This is a genomic window from Sulfurospirillum diekertiae (assembly GCF_011769985.2).
Lineage (GTDB): Bacteria > Campylobacterota > Campylobacteria > Campylobacterales > Sulfurospirillaceae > Sulfurospirillum > Sulfurospirillum diekertiae.
On record NZ_CP039734.2, the window covers coordinates 2116838 to 2135080 of the forward strand.

An 18243-nucleotide genomic window follows, 5' to 3' on the forward strand; every position below is an offset into this window, starting at 1 on the left:
AGAATGGCTGTTGAACAAAGCAGAAGAGACTTTATAGGCATGGCATTCGGCGGTTTTGCAGCGGCAGGTGGTGTAATAGCCCTTGGCGCTATGAAAAAAACTTGGGATCCACTCCCAAGCGTACAATCTGCTGGATTCATCACCGTTGATCTCTCTCCGATGAAAGAGGGAGAAGTCCAAACGATCCAATGGAGGGGTAAACCGATTTTCATTTTGAAAAAAAGTGCGGATATGCCCAAAAATGAGAAACGGGACATCGTTGCAAGTGGTAGTACCTATGCAGTGATGATAGGACTTTGTACCCACTTAGGCTGTATTCCTACATGGATGCCAGCATCCAAACAATTTAAGTGTGCCTGTCATGGTGGTGAGTTTGATTCAAGCGGTGTCAACACTTTTGGACCACCTCCAAGACCAATGGACATTCCTCCTTTTAAAATAGATGGAGCGAAGCTTGTTCTTGGTGAAGAAGGACCAGAGTATAAAAAACTGGTAGCTAAGAAAGCGTAAAGGAGACAAACGTGGCAGAAATTAGAAAAGCGACAGGCTTTATCGATTGGCTCGATCAGCGATTAGCCGTCAATAAGTTCATCAAAGTGATGATGACAGAGTATTGGATTCCTAAAAACATCAACTTCCTTTGGGCGATGGGCGTTGTTTTAATGGTTCTTTTTATGGTTCTGATTGTTTCGGGAATCTTCCTTTTAATGTATTATAAACCCGACATTAAACTGGCATTTGATAGTGTGAACTATACGATTATGCAAGAGGTAGAATATGGCTGGTTATGGCGTCATATGCACGGTGTTGCAGCTTCCGTCATTTTCCTTGTGATTTACATTCACATGTTTACGGGTATCTATTACGGTTCATATAAAAAAGGTCGTGAGATTATCTGGCTTACAGGTATGGCACTGTTTGGTATGTTCTCAGCAGAAGCTTTTAGTGGATATATGCTTCCATGGGGGCAAATGAGCTACTGGGCAGCGCAAGTTATTACCAATCTTTTTGGTGGTATTCCTGTTATTGGTGATGCTTTGGTTATTTGGATCAGAGGAGATTTCTTAGTGGCTGATGCGACATTGACACGTTTCTTCATGCTCCATGTTCTTCTACTCCCATTGGTTATTCTTTTACTCATTGCCGTTCACTTCTACTCTTTAAGAATGCCTCACGTCAATAACCAAGATTCTGAAGAGTTTAATTTTGATGTTGAATCTAAAAAATACCTTGATGGTAAAAAAGTTGAATCTAAAGTGGTTCCATTCTGGCCTGTATTCCTCTCCAAAGATTTCTTTGTTGTAGGCGTTGCCCTTACCATCTTCTTCTACTTGGTCTGTTTCCACTTTGACTTTGCGATGGATCCTATTAACTTTGAGCCAGCTAACAATATGAAAACACCTCCTCATATCTACCCTGAGTGGTACTTCTTGTGGAGTTATGAAGTGCTTCGTGGTTTCTTCTTTGATATTGCAGGCGTTCCTGCCATGAAAATTGGTCTAGCCGCGTTTGGTTTTGCGAATGTGATCTTTATGCTTCTTCCATTCCTTGATAGGAATCCTATGCATACCGCACCAGCGCATAAGCGTCCTGCGTTTTTCATCTGGTTCTGGTTACTCTTAATTGATATGATTGTCCTTACGGTTTATGGAAAACTTCCTCCAACAGGAAACAATGCATGGGTTGGCTTTGGTGCAACCATTGTCTTTCTTGCCTTGTTTATTCTTCTTCCAATTATCACGAAAATGGAAGCAAACTGTAAATGTACTAATGGAGGTTGCAAATGAGAGAGTTAAAAATATTAGCGATTGTAATCTTCTTTACCGCTGTTGTTTATTGGGGCGTTGAGCCATTCGCACATTCTCAAATGCATCCTCATGTTGCTCCTGCAGATTTTGCGTTTAAAGATCTTGGTGCATCAGAGAAAAAAGGTGATGCTACCAAAGGTGCTGAAACCTTCTTAAGTGCGGGATGTACAGGCTGTCATGGTATTAGTGCTTTAGGTATGCCTGCACCTATGGACAATGCAAGTGCTTCAGCAACATTTGGTGTTGTACCACCTGATCTTAGCAGTGCCGGTGCAATCTATGATAAAAACTTCCTTGCAGCACTCATTAAAAATCCAACGAAGGCACTTAACGTTGAACATAAATTCAATGAGACACGTCCTCATCCGATGATCCAATTCTTTGGCTTGGGTGGAGACTTAGATCAAGAAGTCGCAGATATTGTTGCGTATCTTCAAAGTATCGCTCCTGTTGCTCCAATGGATGATAAAAAAGTCTTCACAGATGCATGCCAAAGATGCCACGATATGAAGTATGACAAAATCATGAGTACGACGGATAAAGATGCGTTAAAAGCGTATATGGGAACCATTCCACCGGATCTTTCCATGATGATTCGCTCTAAAGGTGCTGAGTATCTTACAACCTTTATCAACAATCCACAAAAACAACTGGCTGGTACGTCTATGCCTCGCGTTGGATTGAGTGAAAAAGCACAAAACCAAGTGATTGCTTATATGGAAAAAGTGGGTGATAGTAAAAAAGCTGAAAGAGACAATCTTGGGTATAAACTCATTGGTTATATGGCGCTCTTTACCTTACTCGCTTATCTTTGGAAAGTCAAAATCTGGAGAGAAGTTCACTAAGAGTTTTTGTTTCTATTGTCTTTACATGTAACGCCACCTTTTTGGGTATGAAGGTGGCGTTTTTAAAAAGGAGGAAATTATGAAACGCTTTCAAATAACAATGCTATTTGCTTCCCTATCTCTTGTCTATTCTCTCAATGCAGCTGAAGAAATTGAAAAAATCAATGCAGTCGTTATGCTCAATATGGAAAATGGTCTTGCAAACATTCAAAAAGGTTTTTTGTACAATAATATGAAACTCGTACAAGATGGAATTGATCAAGTCGAGAAAGAAAATAGTACGTATGATAACCGCAATGCTATCAAAGCTTTTTTGCCAGAAGGGAAAAAACAGATGGAAAATTTAGCATTTATTAGTTCAAAACGAATCGAGAATGCAGCAAAAGAGATGAAGTACTATTTGTCCGTTCAGCAGCCTAGAAAAGCGTTTAGCGCTTTTTCAGATATTGTGAATGCCTGTACAGATTGTCATACTCTCGTTCGTGGTTGGTAGTTTTAACTCGCAGAAATAAAAAGTCTTTTTAAACGCTAAGAGAAAAATCTCTTAGCGCTCTTCATACGCTCCAATGGAAACAATACGCTCATAACGCTTTTCCATACGCTCTTCGTTGCTCAATTTATCAAGTTCTTCTAATGATTTAAGAAAATAATCACCAAGTGCTTTTGCCGCACTCTCTTTGTCGCGGTGTGCACCAATTAAAGGCTCATCAATAATAGCATCAATGAGGTTTAACTGCTGTAAATCTTCAGCGGTAATTTTCATCGCTTTGGTAGCACTTTCTTGTTTCGCTGGATCGTTCCATAAAATAGCAGCACACCCCTCAGGTGAAATAACAGAGAAGACAGAATAACGCATCATTGCTACTCGATCACTGACTCCAATAGCAAGAGCCCCACCGCTACCACCTTCTCCAATCACCACAGAGACACTTTTAGTGTTGAGTTTACTTAATTCAAAAAGGTTTTTAGCAATCGCTTCACTTTGACCTCGCTCTTCAGCCGCAATTCCAGGATAGGCACCTGGAGTGTCAATCAAAAAAAGGATAGGAAGATTGAATTTTTCTGCCATTTTAGCAATTCTAAGCGCTTTACGATACCCTTCAGGATGAGGCATACCAAAATTGCGTTTGATTTTATTTTTGGTACCACGTCCCTTTTGTTCACCTACAACAATGACTTTGCGAGTCCCTATATAGCCTATATAAGAGACGATTGCAGCATCATCTGCAAAATTTCGATCACCATGAATTTCATAACTATCATGTAAAAGAGCCCGTATATAATCCAGTGCGTAAGGTCGATCAGGGTGACGAGCAAGTTGTAGCTTTTGGTATTCACTTAAAGATTTATAGGTTTTAGAAATCTCTTTGGAAAGTGTCTTTTCTAAAATCTCAACAGCATGGCTATCACCTTTGATTTTGGCATTGGAAATATCCTCATCAATCTGCTTGATACCATTCTCAAAATCCAAATAAGTCGCCACTAGAATTCCTTATACACGCTTAAAAATTACAGAGCCATTCGTTCCGCCGAAACCAAACGAGTTACTCATGGTATATTCTGCTCTGCATTTACGTGCCACATTAGGAATATAATCTAAATCACAATCAGGATCTGGATTTTCATAATTAATCGTTGGAGGTAAAATTCCATCACGCATTGCCATCAAACAGACAACCGCTTCAATAGCACCCGCGGCACCTAAACAGTGACCAATTTGACCTTTGATCGAACTGATTTGTGGCACATTCGAACCAAAAACTTCTTTGATTGCGGCTGTTTCATTTTTATCGTTGGCTGGTGTGCTGGTTCCATGCGCATTGATGTAGTCAATTTTTGGACGCCCAGCCATTTCATAGGCTGCTTTCATTGCACGAAGTGGACCATCTAAACTTGGGGAGGTAATATGACTCGCATCGCCACTCTCACCAAATCCTACAACTTCACCGTAAATATGCGCACCTCTGGCTACAGCATCTTCATAAAGTTCAAGAACAAGAGAACCTGCACCTTCACCCATAATAAATCCATCGCGTTCTGCATCAAATGGGCGAGAAGCCTTTTTAGGGTCATCATTACGGGTAGAGAGTGCTTTCATGGCAGCAAAGCCACCAATACCTGAAGCACAAATCGCCGCTTCAGCACCTACAACGAGCATCTTTTTAGCACCACCCGTCATCATCGTCTTGGTTGCATCGCTAATGGCATGCGTTCCTGCTGCACAGGCTGTCACAGAAGAGAGATTGGGTCCTTTTAAACCATATTCAATCGAGACCATGCCACCAAGCATATTAATAAGAGCGGAAGGAATAAAAAAAGGAGAAATTTTACGAGGACCTACCGTGTTAACAATCACAGAGTTTTTCTCAATGACGACTAACCCGCCGATACCTGAAGCAGAGCTCACACCAAAACTCTCTGACTCATAGTTCTCAAATTTAGCATCTGCCATCGCCTCTTTCGCTGCTGCAAGTCCTAATTGAATAAAACGGTCTGCTTTTTTGACCTCTTTAGGGTTCATAATGGTATTCGGATCAAAATCGGTGATTTCACCAGCAATTTTTACGGTATGCTCGGTTGTGTCAAACGAACTAATGCTTTTAATGCCACATTGACCTTCAACGATAGCTTTAAAAGAACTCTCTTTATCCAAACCTAATGAATTAATCATTCCTATACCAGTAACAACGACTCTTTTCAAATTTTTATCCTCTTTAGTGATCTTTTGTGGGAAGGGGAGAACCCGCCTTAGCGGGTTGTGTATGTTATAAAATTATTTATGTGCTTCAATGTAAGACATAGCATCTTTTACAGTGACGATTTTCTCAGCGTCAGTGTCAGGAATTTCAATGTCGAATTTCTCTTCGAGTGCCATAACGAGCTCTACAACATCCAAAGAATCTGCGCCCAAATCTTCTACGAATTTTGAATCTTCTTTTACCTCGTCAGGATTTACATTTAATTGTTCAACAACCACCGCTTTTACATCATCAAATAGTGCCATTTACTAGCTCCTTTAAAAAATTTCCACTATTTTATCAAAAAAACCTTTAATTTGAATTTTTACATGTAAAGTCACCTTTACATGTACATACCACCATTCACCTTCAAGACTTCACCTGTAATATAACTTGCACTATCGCTGAGTAAAAAAGCAACCGCTTCTGCGATATCTTTTGGACTGCCAAAACGCTTGAGCGGGATTTTGGATGTATAGCTCTCTTTGATTTCGTCGCTCAGTTTATCGGTCATCTCTGTGGCAATAAAACCAGGAGTCACCGCATTAAAACGCACATCTCTGGCACTGCCTTCTTGTGCGAAACTTTTCGTCATCGCAATCAAACCACCTTTACTTGCACTGTAATTCACTTGTCCTGCATTACCTGTCTCACCGACAATCGAAGCAATGTTTACTACACAACCAAAGCGTTTTTTACTCATTGCTTTCAGTGCTTCACGACATCCAATAAACGCCGATGTAAGGTTAATATCAATGACAGAGGTAAAATCTTCTTTTTTCATGCGAATAGCAAGCTTGTCATTCGTAATACCTGCATTATTGACCAAATAAGAGAGTTCACCATCGCTATCCACAATCGTTTTAATCCCTTCAATAAACGCCTCTTCATCCGCGACATCAAAACCAATCACAGCTGCAATTCCACCATTTGCTTCAATCTCTGCTTTGATAGCATCAGCTGACTCAGGGCGCGAACGGTAATTAATCCATACTTTAAGACCATAGCTTGCCAATGTCACTGCAATCTCTTTACCTATACCGCTTGCTGCACCTGTGATTAAAACATTTTTTCCGCTAAATTTCATTCTTTTCCTTTTACATGTAATTCATTATTTACCCAAAGTGGGTACTAAAAGACAACTAACGGCTGATCCATTTCTGATGGAATTTCTAAACCCATCAGTTTTAAGATCGTTGGTGCGATGTTGTTGAGTCCACCTTTTTGCACGTGTTGTACTCGTTCATCCATCACAAAACCATATACTTCAAAGGTTGTATGGTTTGTCAGTTTAGCACCTTTTGCGTCAAACATCTGCTCACAGTTTCCATGATCGCTCGTAAGCACAACGGCATAACCCAATTCTTTGGCCTTATCAAACAATCTGCCAAGTTGCACATCCACCGCTTCAACCGCTTGAATGGCAGCCTCTAAACTTCCCGTGTGCCCGACCATATCGCCATTGGCAAAATTGACAACGATAAAATCATACTGCTCATTCATCGCTGTCAAAACAACATCCCCAACTTCAGGAGCACTCATCTGAGGTTGCAGATCGTAAGTTTTGACCTTTGGGCTTGGTACAAGCAGTCTTGTCTCACCCACTTTTGGCTCTTCAATGCCACCATTAAAGAAGAAGGTAACATGTGCGTACTTCTCCGTCTCCGCGGTATGAAATTGGGTAAAACCAGAACGTGAGATGACATCGCACAGTGTATTTTGGGGTGCATCCGCTTGAAACATAATAGGAAACGGATAACTACTGTCATACTCGGTCATCGTGATACATTCAACACCATTGAGCGTGCGTGAAAATTCTCCAAACTCTTTAAATCCAATGGCGCGGGAGAGCTCACGCATACGATCATTTCGGAAGTTAGCAAAGATGACGCCATCATCCGCGTGCATGCCTGCATAAGGCTCAAATGCCATCGGTTCGACAAACTCGTCGGTAACGCCTTTATCGTACATGCTTTGCAAATACTCTTTTACGTGTAAAGCTTCTTTTGGCTTCGCGTCAACCATCACACGATACCCTTCTTTCACTCGCTCCCACCTATTGTCACGATCCATACTAAAGAAACGCCCTGAAATCGAAGCGATGCTAATATTTTCATTGCAAATAGCCAAAAGTTGTTCTAAAAAACTCATGCCTGAGGTTGGAGAGACATCACGACCATCGGTAATGACATGCAGGTAAACTTTTTTTCCTTGCGCTTCCACGATCTTTGCAAGATCAATGATATGCTCAATATGCGAATGCACCCCACCATCGCTCACAAGCCCTATGATATGGATCGCACCCTTTACATGTAAAAGCTGCGTTAAGGCTGGATTAGTAGCCAGAGAACCATCTTTGGCAGCTAAGGAGATTTTCACCAAGTTCTGATACAAAATACGCCCACTTCCGATACACATGTGCCCAACTTCGCTATTGCCCATTTGTCCCTCAGGAAGACCAACACTCAGTCCTGAAGTTGCTATAAGAGTGTAAGGAACCTCGCTAAAAAGCTTATCGTAAGTTGGTTTATGTGCCATGGCAAAGGCATTGGCAGTTTGACTGACATTGTGTCCAATGCCATCGGTAATAATAAGTAATGTTTTCGTAACGTTTGGTTTCAAAATCATACCCTTTGTTATAAGCTTATAAGCAATATCTTACTAAAATGTTGCTTTTATAAAAATTTATCTCTAGAAGCTGGAAATAACATTCATGCTATATGCTCTTTACAAACTTACCTCAATTAACCTGTTCCAATATATTACTGTTCGTGCAGGTATTGCCTTCTTTTTAGCCTTTATTTTGACGATTTACCTCATGCCAAAATTCATCAAATGGGCCAAATCACGCAACGCAAACCAACCTATCTATTCACTTGCCCCTGAATCTCACCAAAAAAAGTCTAAAACACCCACCATGGGAGGCATCGTCTTTTTGTGTGCCGCAACCTTTTCTGTATTAATCTGTGCACGTATGAACAATCTTTTTGTTCTTTTAGGACTGGCATGTATTTTACTTTTTGGACTTATTGGGATGAAAGATGATCTCGCTAAAATTTTGGGCAAAAGTAACACAGCAGGTCTCACGCCACGTGGAAAACTTGGCTTGCAAATTTTAGCCTCTTCTATTATTGCTTTGTTGTTATACCTTATCGTTGATCTTGATACGACCTTTTTTGTTCCCTTTTACAAGTTCCCACTGTTTGATATGCACCTTTTAGCCCTTGCCTTTTGGGTTTTGGTTATGGTTTCCGCCAGTAATGCCGTCAACCTCACGGATGGTCTTGATGGTTTGGCAACCGTTCCTGCCATTCTTTCGATTCTTTCGCTTGCCGTATTTGTTTATGTCGGTGGTAACGCCTTTTTAAGCAGCTACTTACTCCTTCCAAAAGTTGGCGGTAGTGGTGAAGTGGTTATCGTAGCAACGGCGGTTATGGGCTCACTTGTGGGCTTTTTGTGGTTTAACTGCTACCCCGCACAAATCTTTATGGGCGATAGCGGAAGCCTTAGCATTGGCGCATTTATCGGCTATATGGCAATTATTTCTAAAAATGAAATTTTATTGCTCTTTATTGGTTTTGTTTTTGTCCTTGAAACTGCTTCGGTTATTTTACAAGTGGGAAGTTTCAAAACGCGCAAAAAACGTATCTTCCTTATGGCGCCGATCCATCACCACTTTGAGGTGAAAGGTTGGCCAGAAAACAAGATTATCGTGAGATTTTGGATTATCGCTCTCATGTCAAATCTTTTAGCACTTACGGCATTGAAAATCAGATGATAACACTCTTCGGACACGGAAAAACAACCAAAGCGATTGCAAAACGCTTTGCAGGGCAATGTCAAATCTTTGACGATAACTTTACATGTAAAGCGACAGACGCGTTTGGTAACCTTTTGTTACCTCCTTCAGAATTTGATCCTAACGCGAGTAGCGTTGAGATCCCAAGCCCTGGTTTTCCAGCGCATCACCCTTTAATCCAAAAAGCGCTTCACGTGACCAGTGAATACGACTTTTTTAAAGAATCCATGCCTTTTAGTATTTGGATTAGCGGGACGAACGGAAAAACAACTACAACGCAAATGTGTGAATTTCTCCTTCAAAAACAAGGAGCGCAAGCGGGCGGCAATATCGGCACACCTTTAGCAGAGCTAAGTGATCAAGCACCAATTTGGGTACTTGAGACCAGCTCGTTTACCTTTCACTACACCAAAGTGACAGCTCCTGATATTTATTTGCTCCTTCCTATTAAACCTGATCACATTACGTGGCATGGAAGTATGCAAGCGTACATCGAAGCCAAACTTTCACCCCTTGCGCGGATGCGTGAAGGCAGCGTGGCGATTCTTCCTAAAGCGTATGCTAACGTTCAAACACTCGCTCATGTAATCACTTATGAGACGGAAGAAGATTTGGCAGAGCAAATGGGTATAGACCTTTCAAAAATAAGCTTTAAAACGCCCTTCTTACTAGATGCAGTCCTTGCAATGAGTGCACAAAAAATTCTTTTAGACAGTGTCGATTATGATCTGCTCAATACGTTTAAAATCGATCATTATAAAATTGAAGAGTTTCATGACAAACAGGGTCGCCTTTGGGTGGATGACTCCAAAGGAACGAATGTTGATGCCACAATAGAAGCGCTCAAACGCTATAAAAACGACGAAATCCTCATTGTCTTAGGCGGTGATGACAAAGGCGTTGATTTGCAAGATTTGTTTGATTTTATGAAGCCTTTACATGTAAAGATTTTTGCGATTGGTTCCAACACTGAAAGACTGGCAACATTTGCACAAAAAGAAGGCATAGAACTTCATAAATGCTTTGTTCTAGAAGAGGCAATGAAACAGATCCATGCCGTTCATACCACCCAAACAATCGCCCTACTCTCCCCTGCAGCGGCGAGTTTAGATCAGTTTAAATCCTACGCACACAGAGGCGATCGTTTTAAAGAGCTAGCTTTAGCCTAGGGCTAAGCTGCTCTTAAAGTTTTTAAGCTATAATTTCAACTCTTCAAAGCGTGGCTGGATAGCTCAGTCGGTAGAGCAGGAGACTGAAAATCTCCGTGTCGGCGGTTCGATTCCGTCTCCAGCCACCACCTCTTTTTCAAGAATCAAAACATTACTTTAATTTTAATAACTTCCCTTTTGCCCAAGAACTACTAAAATGGTTTTGAATAGGATTTGAATATCAAGACCGAATGACCAATTACGTACATACCATATATCCATCTCTATTCTACTTTTAAAATTAACATCATTACGCCCACTAACTTGCCATAGGCCTGTAATTCCAGGCTTAACTACTAAAATCATATCCGTATTATTCCCTATTTTTGGACGTTCATCGAGCATATATGGGCGCGGTCCTATTAAACTCATATCACCCTTAATAACATTGAGTATTTGTGGTAATTCATCTAATGAGGATTTTCTTAAAAAATTACCTATTTTAGTTAAACGAGGATCATTTTTGTATTTATGATATAGTTTATAATGTTCCTCTTCTTCTGGATGCTTTATTAAATAATCCTTTAAAATATTTTCACTATTTTCTCTCATAGAACGAAATTTATAACATGTAAACTCTTTTGCATTTTTTCCTAAACGTTTTTGTTGAAAAAACACTGGACTATGTGATTCTTCTTTTTTTATCAAGTATGCAATAATAAGCAACAAAGGAAAGATACACGGTAGAAGCATCAAAGACAACATGTAATCTAATACAACTTTAAACGCTCTATTCGTGCGATTTAATAGGTTATTTTCAACAATAATAAGGTTACTACGAGCATTTGAAAGCTGAATAATATGAGCACGCGTAAAGTCATAATTTTTAATAATCGGAACAAAAATCACTTCTTGCTTATGTACTAAGGCTTTACGCATTAACTGCTCAATTCCCTCTTGAGTATAAGAAGATGCAATAAATAAAGTTTTTGCTTGATTCCTACGGCTTAAAACATACCCTAAATAGGGGTTTGTAAAAACATGTTTAGAAAAAAAATGATCTTGCCCTATAACAATAGCTTCTTTTTTCCATAAACCAATGCGAAATAAAAAACGTTTCAGTATACTTTTTTGTAATGGGATAATAACAAGAGTTCCTAAAAATGAAATAATAATCATAAAACGAGAATATTCTTGTACTGTATGAGTCATAGCTAAGAGTGATAAAACTATAAGGCATGTCAGAACTAACCCTTTGAAAATTAATTGAGCTTCTTGCCAAAAATCCATTCTATCATGATACATTCGGAATAGTATAAAAATTATTATCATTGTGCTCGATAAAAGTAAAAATAAAGGGTACATTCCTATTTCATGCGGTAATGGCTGTGTAAAGTATGCTTGAAATAGATTTCTTATCAATAGTGTAATTGTTATAGAGATTAATAAGCTTAAAATATCTGCACAAATTAATATGATTTTTGATAGTACTTCTTTCATCGTATATTATTTCATAGAGTTATTGATATAGGATGTTACTTCATCTAAAAATCGTTGTGTCCTAAACTGTAAGGAATGCTGTCGAATACTTGCATAATCCCATTTTTTAGCTTCAAAACGATATAGGGCATCACAAAGACTACAAATGTTTTGTTCTTCAAAAAAAATGCCTGTTTCATTCTCAACTACAGTTTCTCGAGCACCACCTCTCTCATAGGCAATGATTGGTGTCCCACAAGCCTGCGCTTCTACGGGAGTAATACCAAAATCCTCTTCAGCAGCAAAAATAAATGCTTTAGCTTTTTGCATATACTCTTTTAAAACAGTAAAAGGCTGATAACCCATTAAAATAACATTGGGGCCTGCTTTAGCTTTGATCTTTTCCATATCAGGTCCATCACCGATAACAATCAACTTTTTATCAGGTATTTTACCAAATGCTTCAACAATAAGATCTATTTTTTTGTAGGGCACCATGCGTGAAGCCGTCAAATAAAAATCTTCCTTTTGAGTATATAATTCGAAGCTATCAACATCTACGGGAGGGTAAATAACAGTTGATTCTCTCCTATAAACTTTCAAAATTCTTCTTTGAATAAACTCAGAAATAGCTATAAATTGATCAACGCCATTGGATGTTCGACTATCCCAAATACGCATTTTATACAAAAAATATTTTGCAAACCAACCTTTTAATCCTTCATCTAAGCCACTTTCTTTTAAGTACTGATGCTGCAAATCCCAAGCATAACGAATAGGTGAATAGCACATACAAATATGTTTTTGATTTGGTCCTGTAATAATGCCCTTTGCAACTGCATGAGAACTGGAGATCACTAAATCATACATAGACACATCGAATTGTTCTATAGCAAGTGGCATTAAAGGTAAATAATTTCGATACTTTGTTTTTGCAAACGGCAGGCTCTGAATAAAACTTGTCATAATTTTATGTCCAGCCAAAAAGGTTCTATCTCTCTCTGGCAAAAAATCTACAATAGTAAATATATCTGCCTCTGGATAGAGTTTTAAAAGTTGTTCAAGAACTTTTTCTGCTCCAGCATACGTCACTAACCAATCGTGTACTATTGCTATCTTCATTGTTTTAGTACCTTCTCAAGTACCGCCATATGTTCTTGTGCACTTTTTTCCCAGCTAAATTTTTGTGCATGCTTTAATCCTTTAGCGATAAGATTCTGGCGCAACACGTCATCATTTAAAACTTTTTTTATCCCATCTATAATAGCATTGATATCCAAAGGATCGACATAATACGCTGCATCTCCACACACTTCTGGCAAAGTTGATGCATTGGAGGCAATCACTGCAGTACCACACGCCATCGCTTCCAGAGGAGGAATCCCAAAGCCTTCATAAAAAGAAGGATAAACAAACACACTTGCATTTTTATACATATCTGCCAATTGTGCATCACTAATGTACCCAGTAGGATGTACCCATTGATTCATATTTTCAACCAATTTCATGATCTCATCGTTTTTCCAACCACTATCACCTACCAAATAAAGATGGTATTCATCTTTAAATATTTTTTCACATTGAGAATACGCTAGCAGTAAATTTTTTAGATTTTTTCTAGGTTCGATGCTCCCTACCGCCAAAATATACTTTTGTTTTATGGACTTATTTTTCAAAAGGGGCTTGAAAAGTGTATGATTTATGCCATGATAAATCACTGTAATATTTTCAGGCTTCATGCTTGTGCGATCAAGAATCTCTTTTTTAGTAAAGTAAGATCCTGTAATGATATGGTCACACAGGGCAATTTGCACATAAAAATTCTCTTGAAAATATGTGATACGCTCTTTAGGATGAAACTCCGGATAAAGCTCCCACGAAAAATCATGTATAGTGGCAATAATTTTTCGTGCTTTAATACTTTTGATAGGTATAAAATTTGGCTGCCAATAAAGATCGTAATGAATTGAAAAAATACCTGAAAAAGAGCAAAGAAGCTTTCTAATTACTTTCTTTATAAAAACATTTTTTGTAATCAAATGACGAATATATTTTTCTGTTTTTGCATTTTTACGAGCAATGAGTTTTTGTGAGATATATCCATAAAAAAAGTTCCATCGATACTGGGAATTTTGGGATAAGATGTTTGCTATTTCATAAGTATAACGCCCTATGCCACTCAAATTCCCCAGTAAAGAAAGTGTATCTATAATAATTTTAGGCTTCATACATCTTTCGCAATGTCTCTTCTAGTTCTATAGGACAGATATGATCTATAGTTTTTTCTAACTTCTGTGTTGAGCCAACTAGACGTTTTATCTCATTGTCTCTTACAAAAGAAGGATTGACTTTAACCTCTATCTCATATCCTGCTATAGCATTCATCAAAGAAATAATTTCCATCAAGCTAATAGCTTTCCCCGAACAAAGATTGACTATGTCTGAGTCCATTGTACTCTCTAAGAGTTTTTCATAGACTTTACATGTAAACGCGACATCATTAAATTCACGTGCAACATGTAAGTTACCTAGTTCTATTGTCTGTTCTCTACGCTTAAAGTGAGAAACTATCTTAGGCACCAAAAAATGCTCTGGCTGCCCAATACCTGTATAATTAAATGGCCTTACGATGGTAATAGGCAATTTTGCAAAATAACCTCTTGCCATATGTTCCATAGCAAGCTTACTGATACCATAATGATTTGCTGGTTTTGGGCACATTGACTCTTCAAGCTCTTCACATCCTTGGTCTCCATAGACTGTTGCACTACTCGCTAAAATTACTTTTTGAACATTACTCTCTGACGTGCATAATGCATCCAAAACATTTTGTGTTCCCAAGGTATTAACTTTATACAATGCTTCTACGTCATCATGCCCCACATAAGATATTCCTGCAAGATGAATGAGAAAATTAGGCTGGATTTGGCGCATTACATGTAAACAATTTTCCTTGTTAGTAATGTTACATGTAAAGGTTTCGGCCTCATCTCCATTACTAAAAACAGTCCCATATACGTTGTAGCCCTGTTTTTTCAAATGTGTTTTAAGATGATACCCTGTGAAACTGTCAATGCCTGTAATAAGGACTTTTTTAGAAGCTAAAGCCAACTTCATTCCTTTTAATATCTGCCTTAACCATCATAGAACAAAGCTCTTCAAGGGTACATTTTGGCTCCCATCCTAATACTCGTTTTGCTTTTTCAGGATTGCCTATAAGAAGCTCTACTTCGGCAGGTCTATAAAACTTTGGATTGACACGAACAACCGTTTTCTCTGTCGCTTTATCGATAGCTACTTCATTTTCATCTTTACCTTTAAACTCGAGCTCAATTCCAGCTGCTTTAAATGCCATCTTTACAAAATCACGTACTGTTTCGGTTCGATTGGTTGCCAAAACAAATGTATCTGGCTTTTCGGCTTGAAGAATTCGCCACATACCCTCAACATAGTCTTTGGCATATCCCCAGTCGCGTTTTGCATCCATATTGCCAAGTTCCAATACATCTAATTTACCAAGTTTAATTTTTGCCACACTATCGGTAATCTTGCGCGTTACAAATTCACGCCCACGAAGTGGTGACTCATGGTTAAATAAAATACCACAACAGCCAAATATACCGTAACTCTCTCTGTAGTTAATCGTCATCCAATGCGCATATAATTTTGCTACACCATAAGGGCTACGAGGATAAAGCGGTGTTTTTTCTGTTTGAGGTATCTCTTGTACTTTGCCGAACATCTCAGAAGTCGAAGCTTGATAAAATTTAATTTTTGGATCAACAATGCGAATAGCTTCAAGTAAATGCACAGCTCCAAGCCCTGTAATCTGTGCTGTTGCTAAAGGCTGTTCAAATGACACACCTACAAAGCTCTGTGCAGCAAGATTATAAATCTCATCTGGTTTTATTTCCATAACCATTCGAATACTATTAGCTTGGTCAGTCAAGTCGTACTCTACTAGATGTAAATTAGGATGCTTTTCAATTCCAAGATCTTCTATACGCCAAAAATTTACCGATGCTGTTCTTCTATAAGTTCCATGAACTTCATAACCTTTACCTAAAAGTAACTCTACAAGATATGCACCATCTTGCCCTGTAATGCCCGTAACGATCGCTTTTTTCATCAAGACTCCTTGTTATATATTCTATTTCTTTAAACTATTAATGTTTATAAATATAAAAAATACCATTTATTAAAATTTATTATCGAAAATATCATTTGGTTTCTTCTTTTATATTTATTCAATCAAGTTTCCAACAGAGATACCTCCACAAATTATTTTCATTTTTTCAATTGAATATGCAAGCGATCTTGGATCGCCATTACCTGGCTGTGCACCAGGAGTATCTGTTATAAATGACAATCTATTGCTACCTGGATTTAACCTTAGTTCTTCAAGTAAAACTGTCTTGTTTAGTCCTGGTTGTAAAAAAAAATCTCTTAATAATTTATCGTTAAACATGATTTTAAGATTTCTATTTTTCAATGTTCCTACATTAAAAGCTAGATTACAATTTAGATTATTTGCTCTATTATTTTGCAATAGTAAAATAGCACTTCCAGATGTCCAACCAAATGAACCGAATTGATTACTCTCCCAACCATAAAAATTTTTTTCAAAACCTGAAAATTTCATTATTGTATGATCTGTCGGCACAATGTCAAAAAATGACTTATTCTTATCTTCGGAAATTATTGGCTCAATATTTAAAATTTCCTTTAACTTGCTTTCCAGCATATTCGCGTTATCAATATAGCCTCTCCTATCTATATAAATACCAGTAAAACCACCTTTCTGTAGCACTTTTATTTGTTCCTTGATATCCAGTGCCTCTAAACTTTTCAACCAAATATCTCCCTCTCTACCTGTGACTGCACCATAGGACCAATGAATATTGTTGCTATGTAAATATCCTACCATATGCGAATAATTAAGCATCTTTACCAGTACTGGCTGTTCAGGGTAAGACATATGTGGATATTGCATTACCATATTTGATGAATATCGTTTTAGTTTATCTTCTATCTGTTGAATAAACTTTTTGTCTGAATTAAAAGTTGATTCTATCAAAGAATTAGTTTTAAAGGTAGCTCCACCAGGAATTTGATCATAAAGCCCAATTAGCATAATAAACATTGAGACAAAGAAAATTGATACTTTAGATAATTGATACTTTTTGAATAAATATTGTAAAAACAGAGCAACTGCAATCAATGAAAACGTTGCAATAAATATACTAATACGATTATGACCTCGAATTGAAGGAGAAATTATAAGAGCAAAAAGAACTGAAAGGCCTCCAACGGTGGCATAAAGAACAGCAATGATATTCAACATAGCTAACCGATTTTGTATACTGCTTTTATTATTGATATTTAAAAGCATGAGTAAAAGTAAGATAAACCCTATACTACCTATAATACCAAGAGTTGCAAAATGATTTTCATTGACCAAAGGAGCACTTTGATCATAACGAGCTCGAATATCTCTCAATGCACCGATTTTATGAGTATTGATTGGTAATAGTAATTGGGCAATTTTCAAACCAAGTACTTCAGATTCCGCAAAACCTCTTTGTGCTACTTGAGCGTTAATCCCATTTATTTTAGTAAATGTTTTATATGGAAGCATATTAATGACAAAAGGAATAATTGAAAGTAGTAAAACGATAATACCACTATAAATATAATGCCTTTTCCTATAAAATAAAATATCCTATTAAAGTGAAAAAAAATACAAAAATACAAAAATAAAATGTGTAATAATAATTCCAAGTGGAGGAGAAAAGAAGCACAAATATAATGATTATATTTTTTTTCGAAAAATCAAAGAATAACTTTTTTTGTGTATTACTGTATTTAAAAAATAATGGTTTTTTATTAAGCATCATCATCAAATAATATGTAAGCAGAGGCAAGAAAAAATAATTAATATAAAATGTGTGCCCTATCCTATAAAAATGAAATGGGAGGACATTATAAAGAATAGAAATAGCTATTGCCAAAAGTATCCCCAACTCTTAGTTTTCTTAATACATAAAACATAGCCATAGGGTTTACAAAAAAAGACAATAATACAAATAGATTAAATCCAAGGAAATAATCATTGGTAAATAAACTTATAAATTTTATGATTAACCAATCTGCAAACATTGGCGTTGGATAATCGCCAAGACTATGCATAAAAGGTGCAGATAAATTATGGCTTTCAGGAACTCCAAAAAAGGAAAATTCTCCAATAAAAATTTGTTTTAAAAAAGATAAAGTTGGTAAAGCATCCCCACTATATAACATAGGAATTTTAAGATTTATCTGGTCGATATGCAAATAAAATGATAATATTACAAAATTTACTATAGCTAATATACTATATTCAAGCAATAAAGATTTATTTTTCTTCATTTAATCCCCAATTATTTA

Annotated in this window: 18 protein-coding genes and 1 tRNA gene; 7 read left to right on the top strand and 12 right to left on the bottom strand. The window is 37.5% G+C overall.

The window, feature by feature from the left end:
* Positions 1-3: 3 nt before the first annotated feature.
* The 4 genes from petA to FA584_RS10840 all read left to right on the top strand — a co-directional run bounded on the left by petA (position 4) and on the right by FA584_RS10840 (position 3146).
* Positions 4-510, top strand: a complete 507-nt coding sequence (gene petA / locus FA584_RS10825; protein WP_087439237.1) for a ubiquinol-cytochrome c reductase iron-sulfur subunit — start codon at positions 4-6, stop codon at positions 508-510.
* Between the two features lie 11 nt (positions 511-521).
* On the top strand, positions 522-1787 hold the full coding sequence (locus tag FA584_RS10830) for a cytochrome b (protein ID WP_167749464.1): 1266 nt from the start codon (positions 522-524) through the stop codon (positions 1785-1787).
* A complete protein-coding gene (locus FA584_RS10835; RefSeq protein WP_096046241.1) occupies positions 1784-2653 on the top strand; it encodes a c-type cytochrome in 870 nt (289 codons plus the stop codon). The genes FA584_RS10830 and FA584_RS10835 overlap by 4 nt, the downstream gene beginning before the upstream one ends.
* Positions 2654-2732: 79 nt before the next feature.
* The gene (locus tag FA584_RS10840; RefSeq protein ID WP_167749465.1) at positions 2733-3146 is read left to right on the top strand and encodes a hypothetical protein; all 414 of its coding nucleotides are present in this window, start codon (positions 2733-2735) and stop codon (positions 3144-3146) included.
* Positions 3147-3197: 51 nt separating this feature from the next.
* Here FA584_RS10840 and accA read toward each other — a convergent pair whose 3' ends face one another.
* From accA to gpmI, 5 genes are all read right to left on the bottom strand, one after another.
* Complete coding sequence (gene accA / locus FA584_RS10845; protein WP_167749466.1) at positions 3198-4136, bottom strand: acetyl-CoA carboxylase carboxyl transferase subunit alpha; 939 nt, start codon at positions 4134-4136, stop codon at positions 3198-3200.
* 9 nt (positions 4137-4145) lie between these two features.
* Positions 4146-5354 (bottom strand): beta-ketoacyl-ACP synthase II, encoded by a 1209-nt coding sequence (locus tag FA584_RS10850; protein WP_167749467.1) that lies wholly within the window; start codon positions 5352-5354, stop codon positions 4146-4148.
* Between the two features lie 72 nt (positions 5355-5426).
* Positions 5427-5657, bottom strand: a complete 231-nt coding sequence (gene acpP / locus FA584_RS10855) for an acyl carrier protein (RefSeq protein WP_025345613.1) — start codon at positions 5655-5657, stop codon at positions 5427-5429.
* 77 nt (positions 5658-5734) lie between these two features.
* Positions 5735-6478 carry a 3-oxoacyl-ACP reductase FabG gene (fabG, locus tag FA584_RS10860; RefSeq protein WP_167749468.1) on the bottom strand — a complete coding sequence of 248 codons (744 nt, stop codon included), beginning with the start codon at positions 6476-6478 and terminating at the stop codon, positions 5735-5737.
* Between the two features lie 44 nt (positions 6479-6522).
* Positions 6523-8019, bottom strand: coding sequence for a 2,3-bisphosphoglycerate-independent phosphoglycerate mutase (gpmI, locus tag FA584_RS10865; RefSeq protein WP_167749469.1), 1497 nt, complete (start codon positions 8017-8019; stop codon positions 6523-6525).
* Positions 8020-8104: 85 nt separating this feature from the next.
* Here gpmI and mraY point away from each other — a divergent pair, with 85 nt between their 5' ends.
* The 3 genes from mraY (at position 8105) to FA584_RS10880 (ending at position 10487) form a co-directional block, all read left to right on the top strand.
* Positions 8105-9169: a phospho-N-acetylmuramoyl-pentapeptide-transferase gene (gene mraY / locus FA584_RS10870; RefSeq protein ID WP_167749470.1), complete on the top strand. Its 1065-nt coding sequence runs from the start codon at positions 8105-8107 to the stop codon at positions 9167-9169.
* Positions 9166-10359, top strand: a complete 1194-nt coding sequence (gene murD / locus FA584_RS10875; RefSeq protein WP_167750630.1) for a UDP-N-acetylmuramoyl-L-alanine--D-glutamate ligase — start codon at positions 9166-9168, stop codon at positions 10357-10359. The genes mraY and murD overlap by 4 nt, the downstream gene beginning before the upstream one ends.
* A 52-nt stretch (positions 10360-10411) precedes the next feature.
* A tRNA-Phe gene (locus tag FA584_RS10880) sits at positions 10412-10487 on the top strand.
* A gap of 34 nt (positions 10488-10521) precedes the next feature.
* Here FA584_RS10880 and FA584_RS10885 read toward each other — a convergent pair.
* From FA584_RS10885 to FA584_RS10915, 7 genes are all read right to left on the bottom strand, one after another.
* Positions 10522-11838 carry an exopolysaccharide biosynthesis polyprenyl glycosylphosphotransferase gene (locus tag FA584_RS10885; RefSeq protein WP_167749471.1) on the bottom strand — a complete coding sequence of 439 codons (1317 nt, stop codon included), beginning with the start codon at positions 11836-11838 and terminating at the stop codon, positions 10522-10524.
* Between the two features lie 6 nt (positions 11839-11844).
* Positions 11845-12939 (bottom strand): glycosyltransferase family 4 protein, encoded by a 1095-nt coding sequence (locus tag FA584_RS10890; RefSeq protein WP_167749472.1) that lies wholly within the window; start codon positions 12937-12939, stop codon positions 11845-11847.
* A complete protein-coding gene (locus tag FA584_RS10895) occupies positions 12936-14045 on the bottom strand; it encodes a glycosyltransferase family 4 protein (RefSeq protein ID WP_228447981.1) in 1110 nt (369 codons plus the stop codon). The genes FA584_RS10890 and FA584_RS10895 overlap by 4 nt, the downstream gene beginning before the upstream one ends.
* Entirely contained in the window at positions 14035-14928 is an 894-nt protein-coding gene (locus FA584_RS10900) for a GDP-mannose 4,6-dehydratase (protein WP_228447982.1), read from the bottom strand. Before FA584_RS10900 ends, FA584_RS10895 begins: the two co-directional genes overlap by 11 nt.
* Positions 14912-15946: a GDP-mannose 4,6-dehydratase gene (gmd, locus tag FA584_RS10905; RefSeq protein WP_167749474.1), complete on the bottom strand. Its 1035-nt coding sequence runs from the start codon at positions 15944-15946 to the stop codon at positions 14912-14914. Before gmd ends, FA584_RS10900 begins: the two co-directional genes overlap by 17 nt.
* Positions 15947-16060: 114 nt before the next feature.
* Positions 16061-17455 carry a hypothetical protein gene (locus FA584_RS10910; protein ID WP_167749475.1) on the bottom strand — a complete coding sequence of 465 codons (1395 nt, stop codon included), beginning with the start codon at positions 17453-17455 and terminating at the stop codon, positions 16061-16063.
* A gap of 344 nt (positions 17456-17799) precedes the next feature.
* Complete coding sequence (locus tag FA584_RS10915; RefSeq protein ID WP_167749476.1) at positions 17800-18225, bottom strand: hypothetical protein; 426 nt, start codon at positions 18223-18225, stop codon at positions 17800-17802.
* Positions 18226-18243: the final 18 nt, after the last annotated feature.

Coding starts and splice junctions, on each gene's coding strand:
- FA584_RS10895 (WP_228447981.1), bottom strand. CDS start 14,045: ATGAAGCCTAAAATTATTATAGATACACTTTCTTTACTGGGGAATTTG.
- petA (WP_087439237.1), top strand. CDS start 4: ATGGCTGTTGAACAAAGCAGAAGAGACTTTATAGGCATGGCATTCGGC.
- FA584_RS10840 (WP_167749465.1), top strand. CDS start 2,733: ATGAAACGCTTTCAAATAACAATGCTATTTGCTTCCCTATCTCTTGTC.
- gmd (WP_167749474.1), bottom strand. CDS start 15,946: ATGAAAAAAGCGATCGTTACGGGCATTACAGGGCAAGATGGTGCATAT.
- FA584_RS10890 (WP_167749472.1), bottom strand. CDS start 12,939: ATGAAGATAGCAATAGTACACGATTGGTTAGTGACGTATGCTGGAGCA.
- mraY (WP_167749470.1), top strand. CDS start 8,105: ATGCTATATGCTCTTTACAAACTTACCTCAATTAACCTGTTCCAATAT.
- fabG (WP_167749468.1), bottom strand. CDS start 6,478: ATGAAATTTAGCGGAAAAAATGTTTTAATCACAGGTGCAGCAAGCGGT.
- FA584_RS10835 (WP_096046241.1), top strand. CDS start 1,784: ATGAGAGAGTTAAAAATATTAGCGATTGTAATCTTCTTTACCGCTGTT.
- gpmI (WP_167749469.1), bottom strand. CDS start 8,019: ATGATTTTGAAACCAAACGTTACGAAAACATTACTTATTATTACCGAT.
- FA584_RS10885 (WP_167749471.1), bottom strand. CDS start 11,838: ATGAAAGAAGTACTATCAAAAATCATATTAATTTGTGCAGATATTTTA.
- acpP (WP_025345613.1), bottom strand. CDS start 5,657: ATGGCACTATTTGATGATGTAAAAGCGGTGGTTGTTGAACAATTAAAT.
- FA584_RS10910 (WP_167749475.1), bottom strand. CDS start 17,455: ATGCTTCCATATAAAACATTTACTAAAATAAATGGGATTAACGCTCAA.
- FA584_RS10915 (WP_167749476.1), bottom strand. CDS start 18,225: ATGAAGAAAAATAAATCTTTATTGCTTGAATATAGTATATTAGCTATA.
- murD (WP_167750630.1), top strand. CDS start 9,166: ATGATAACACTCTTCGGACACGGAAAAACAACCAAAGCGATTGCAAAA.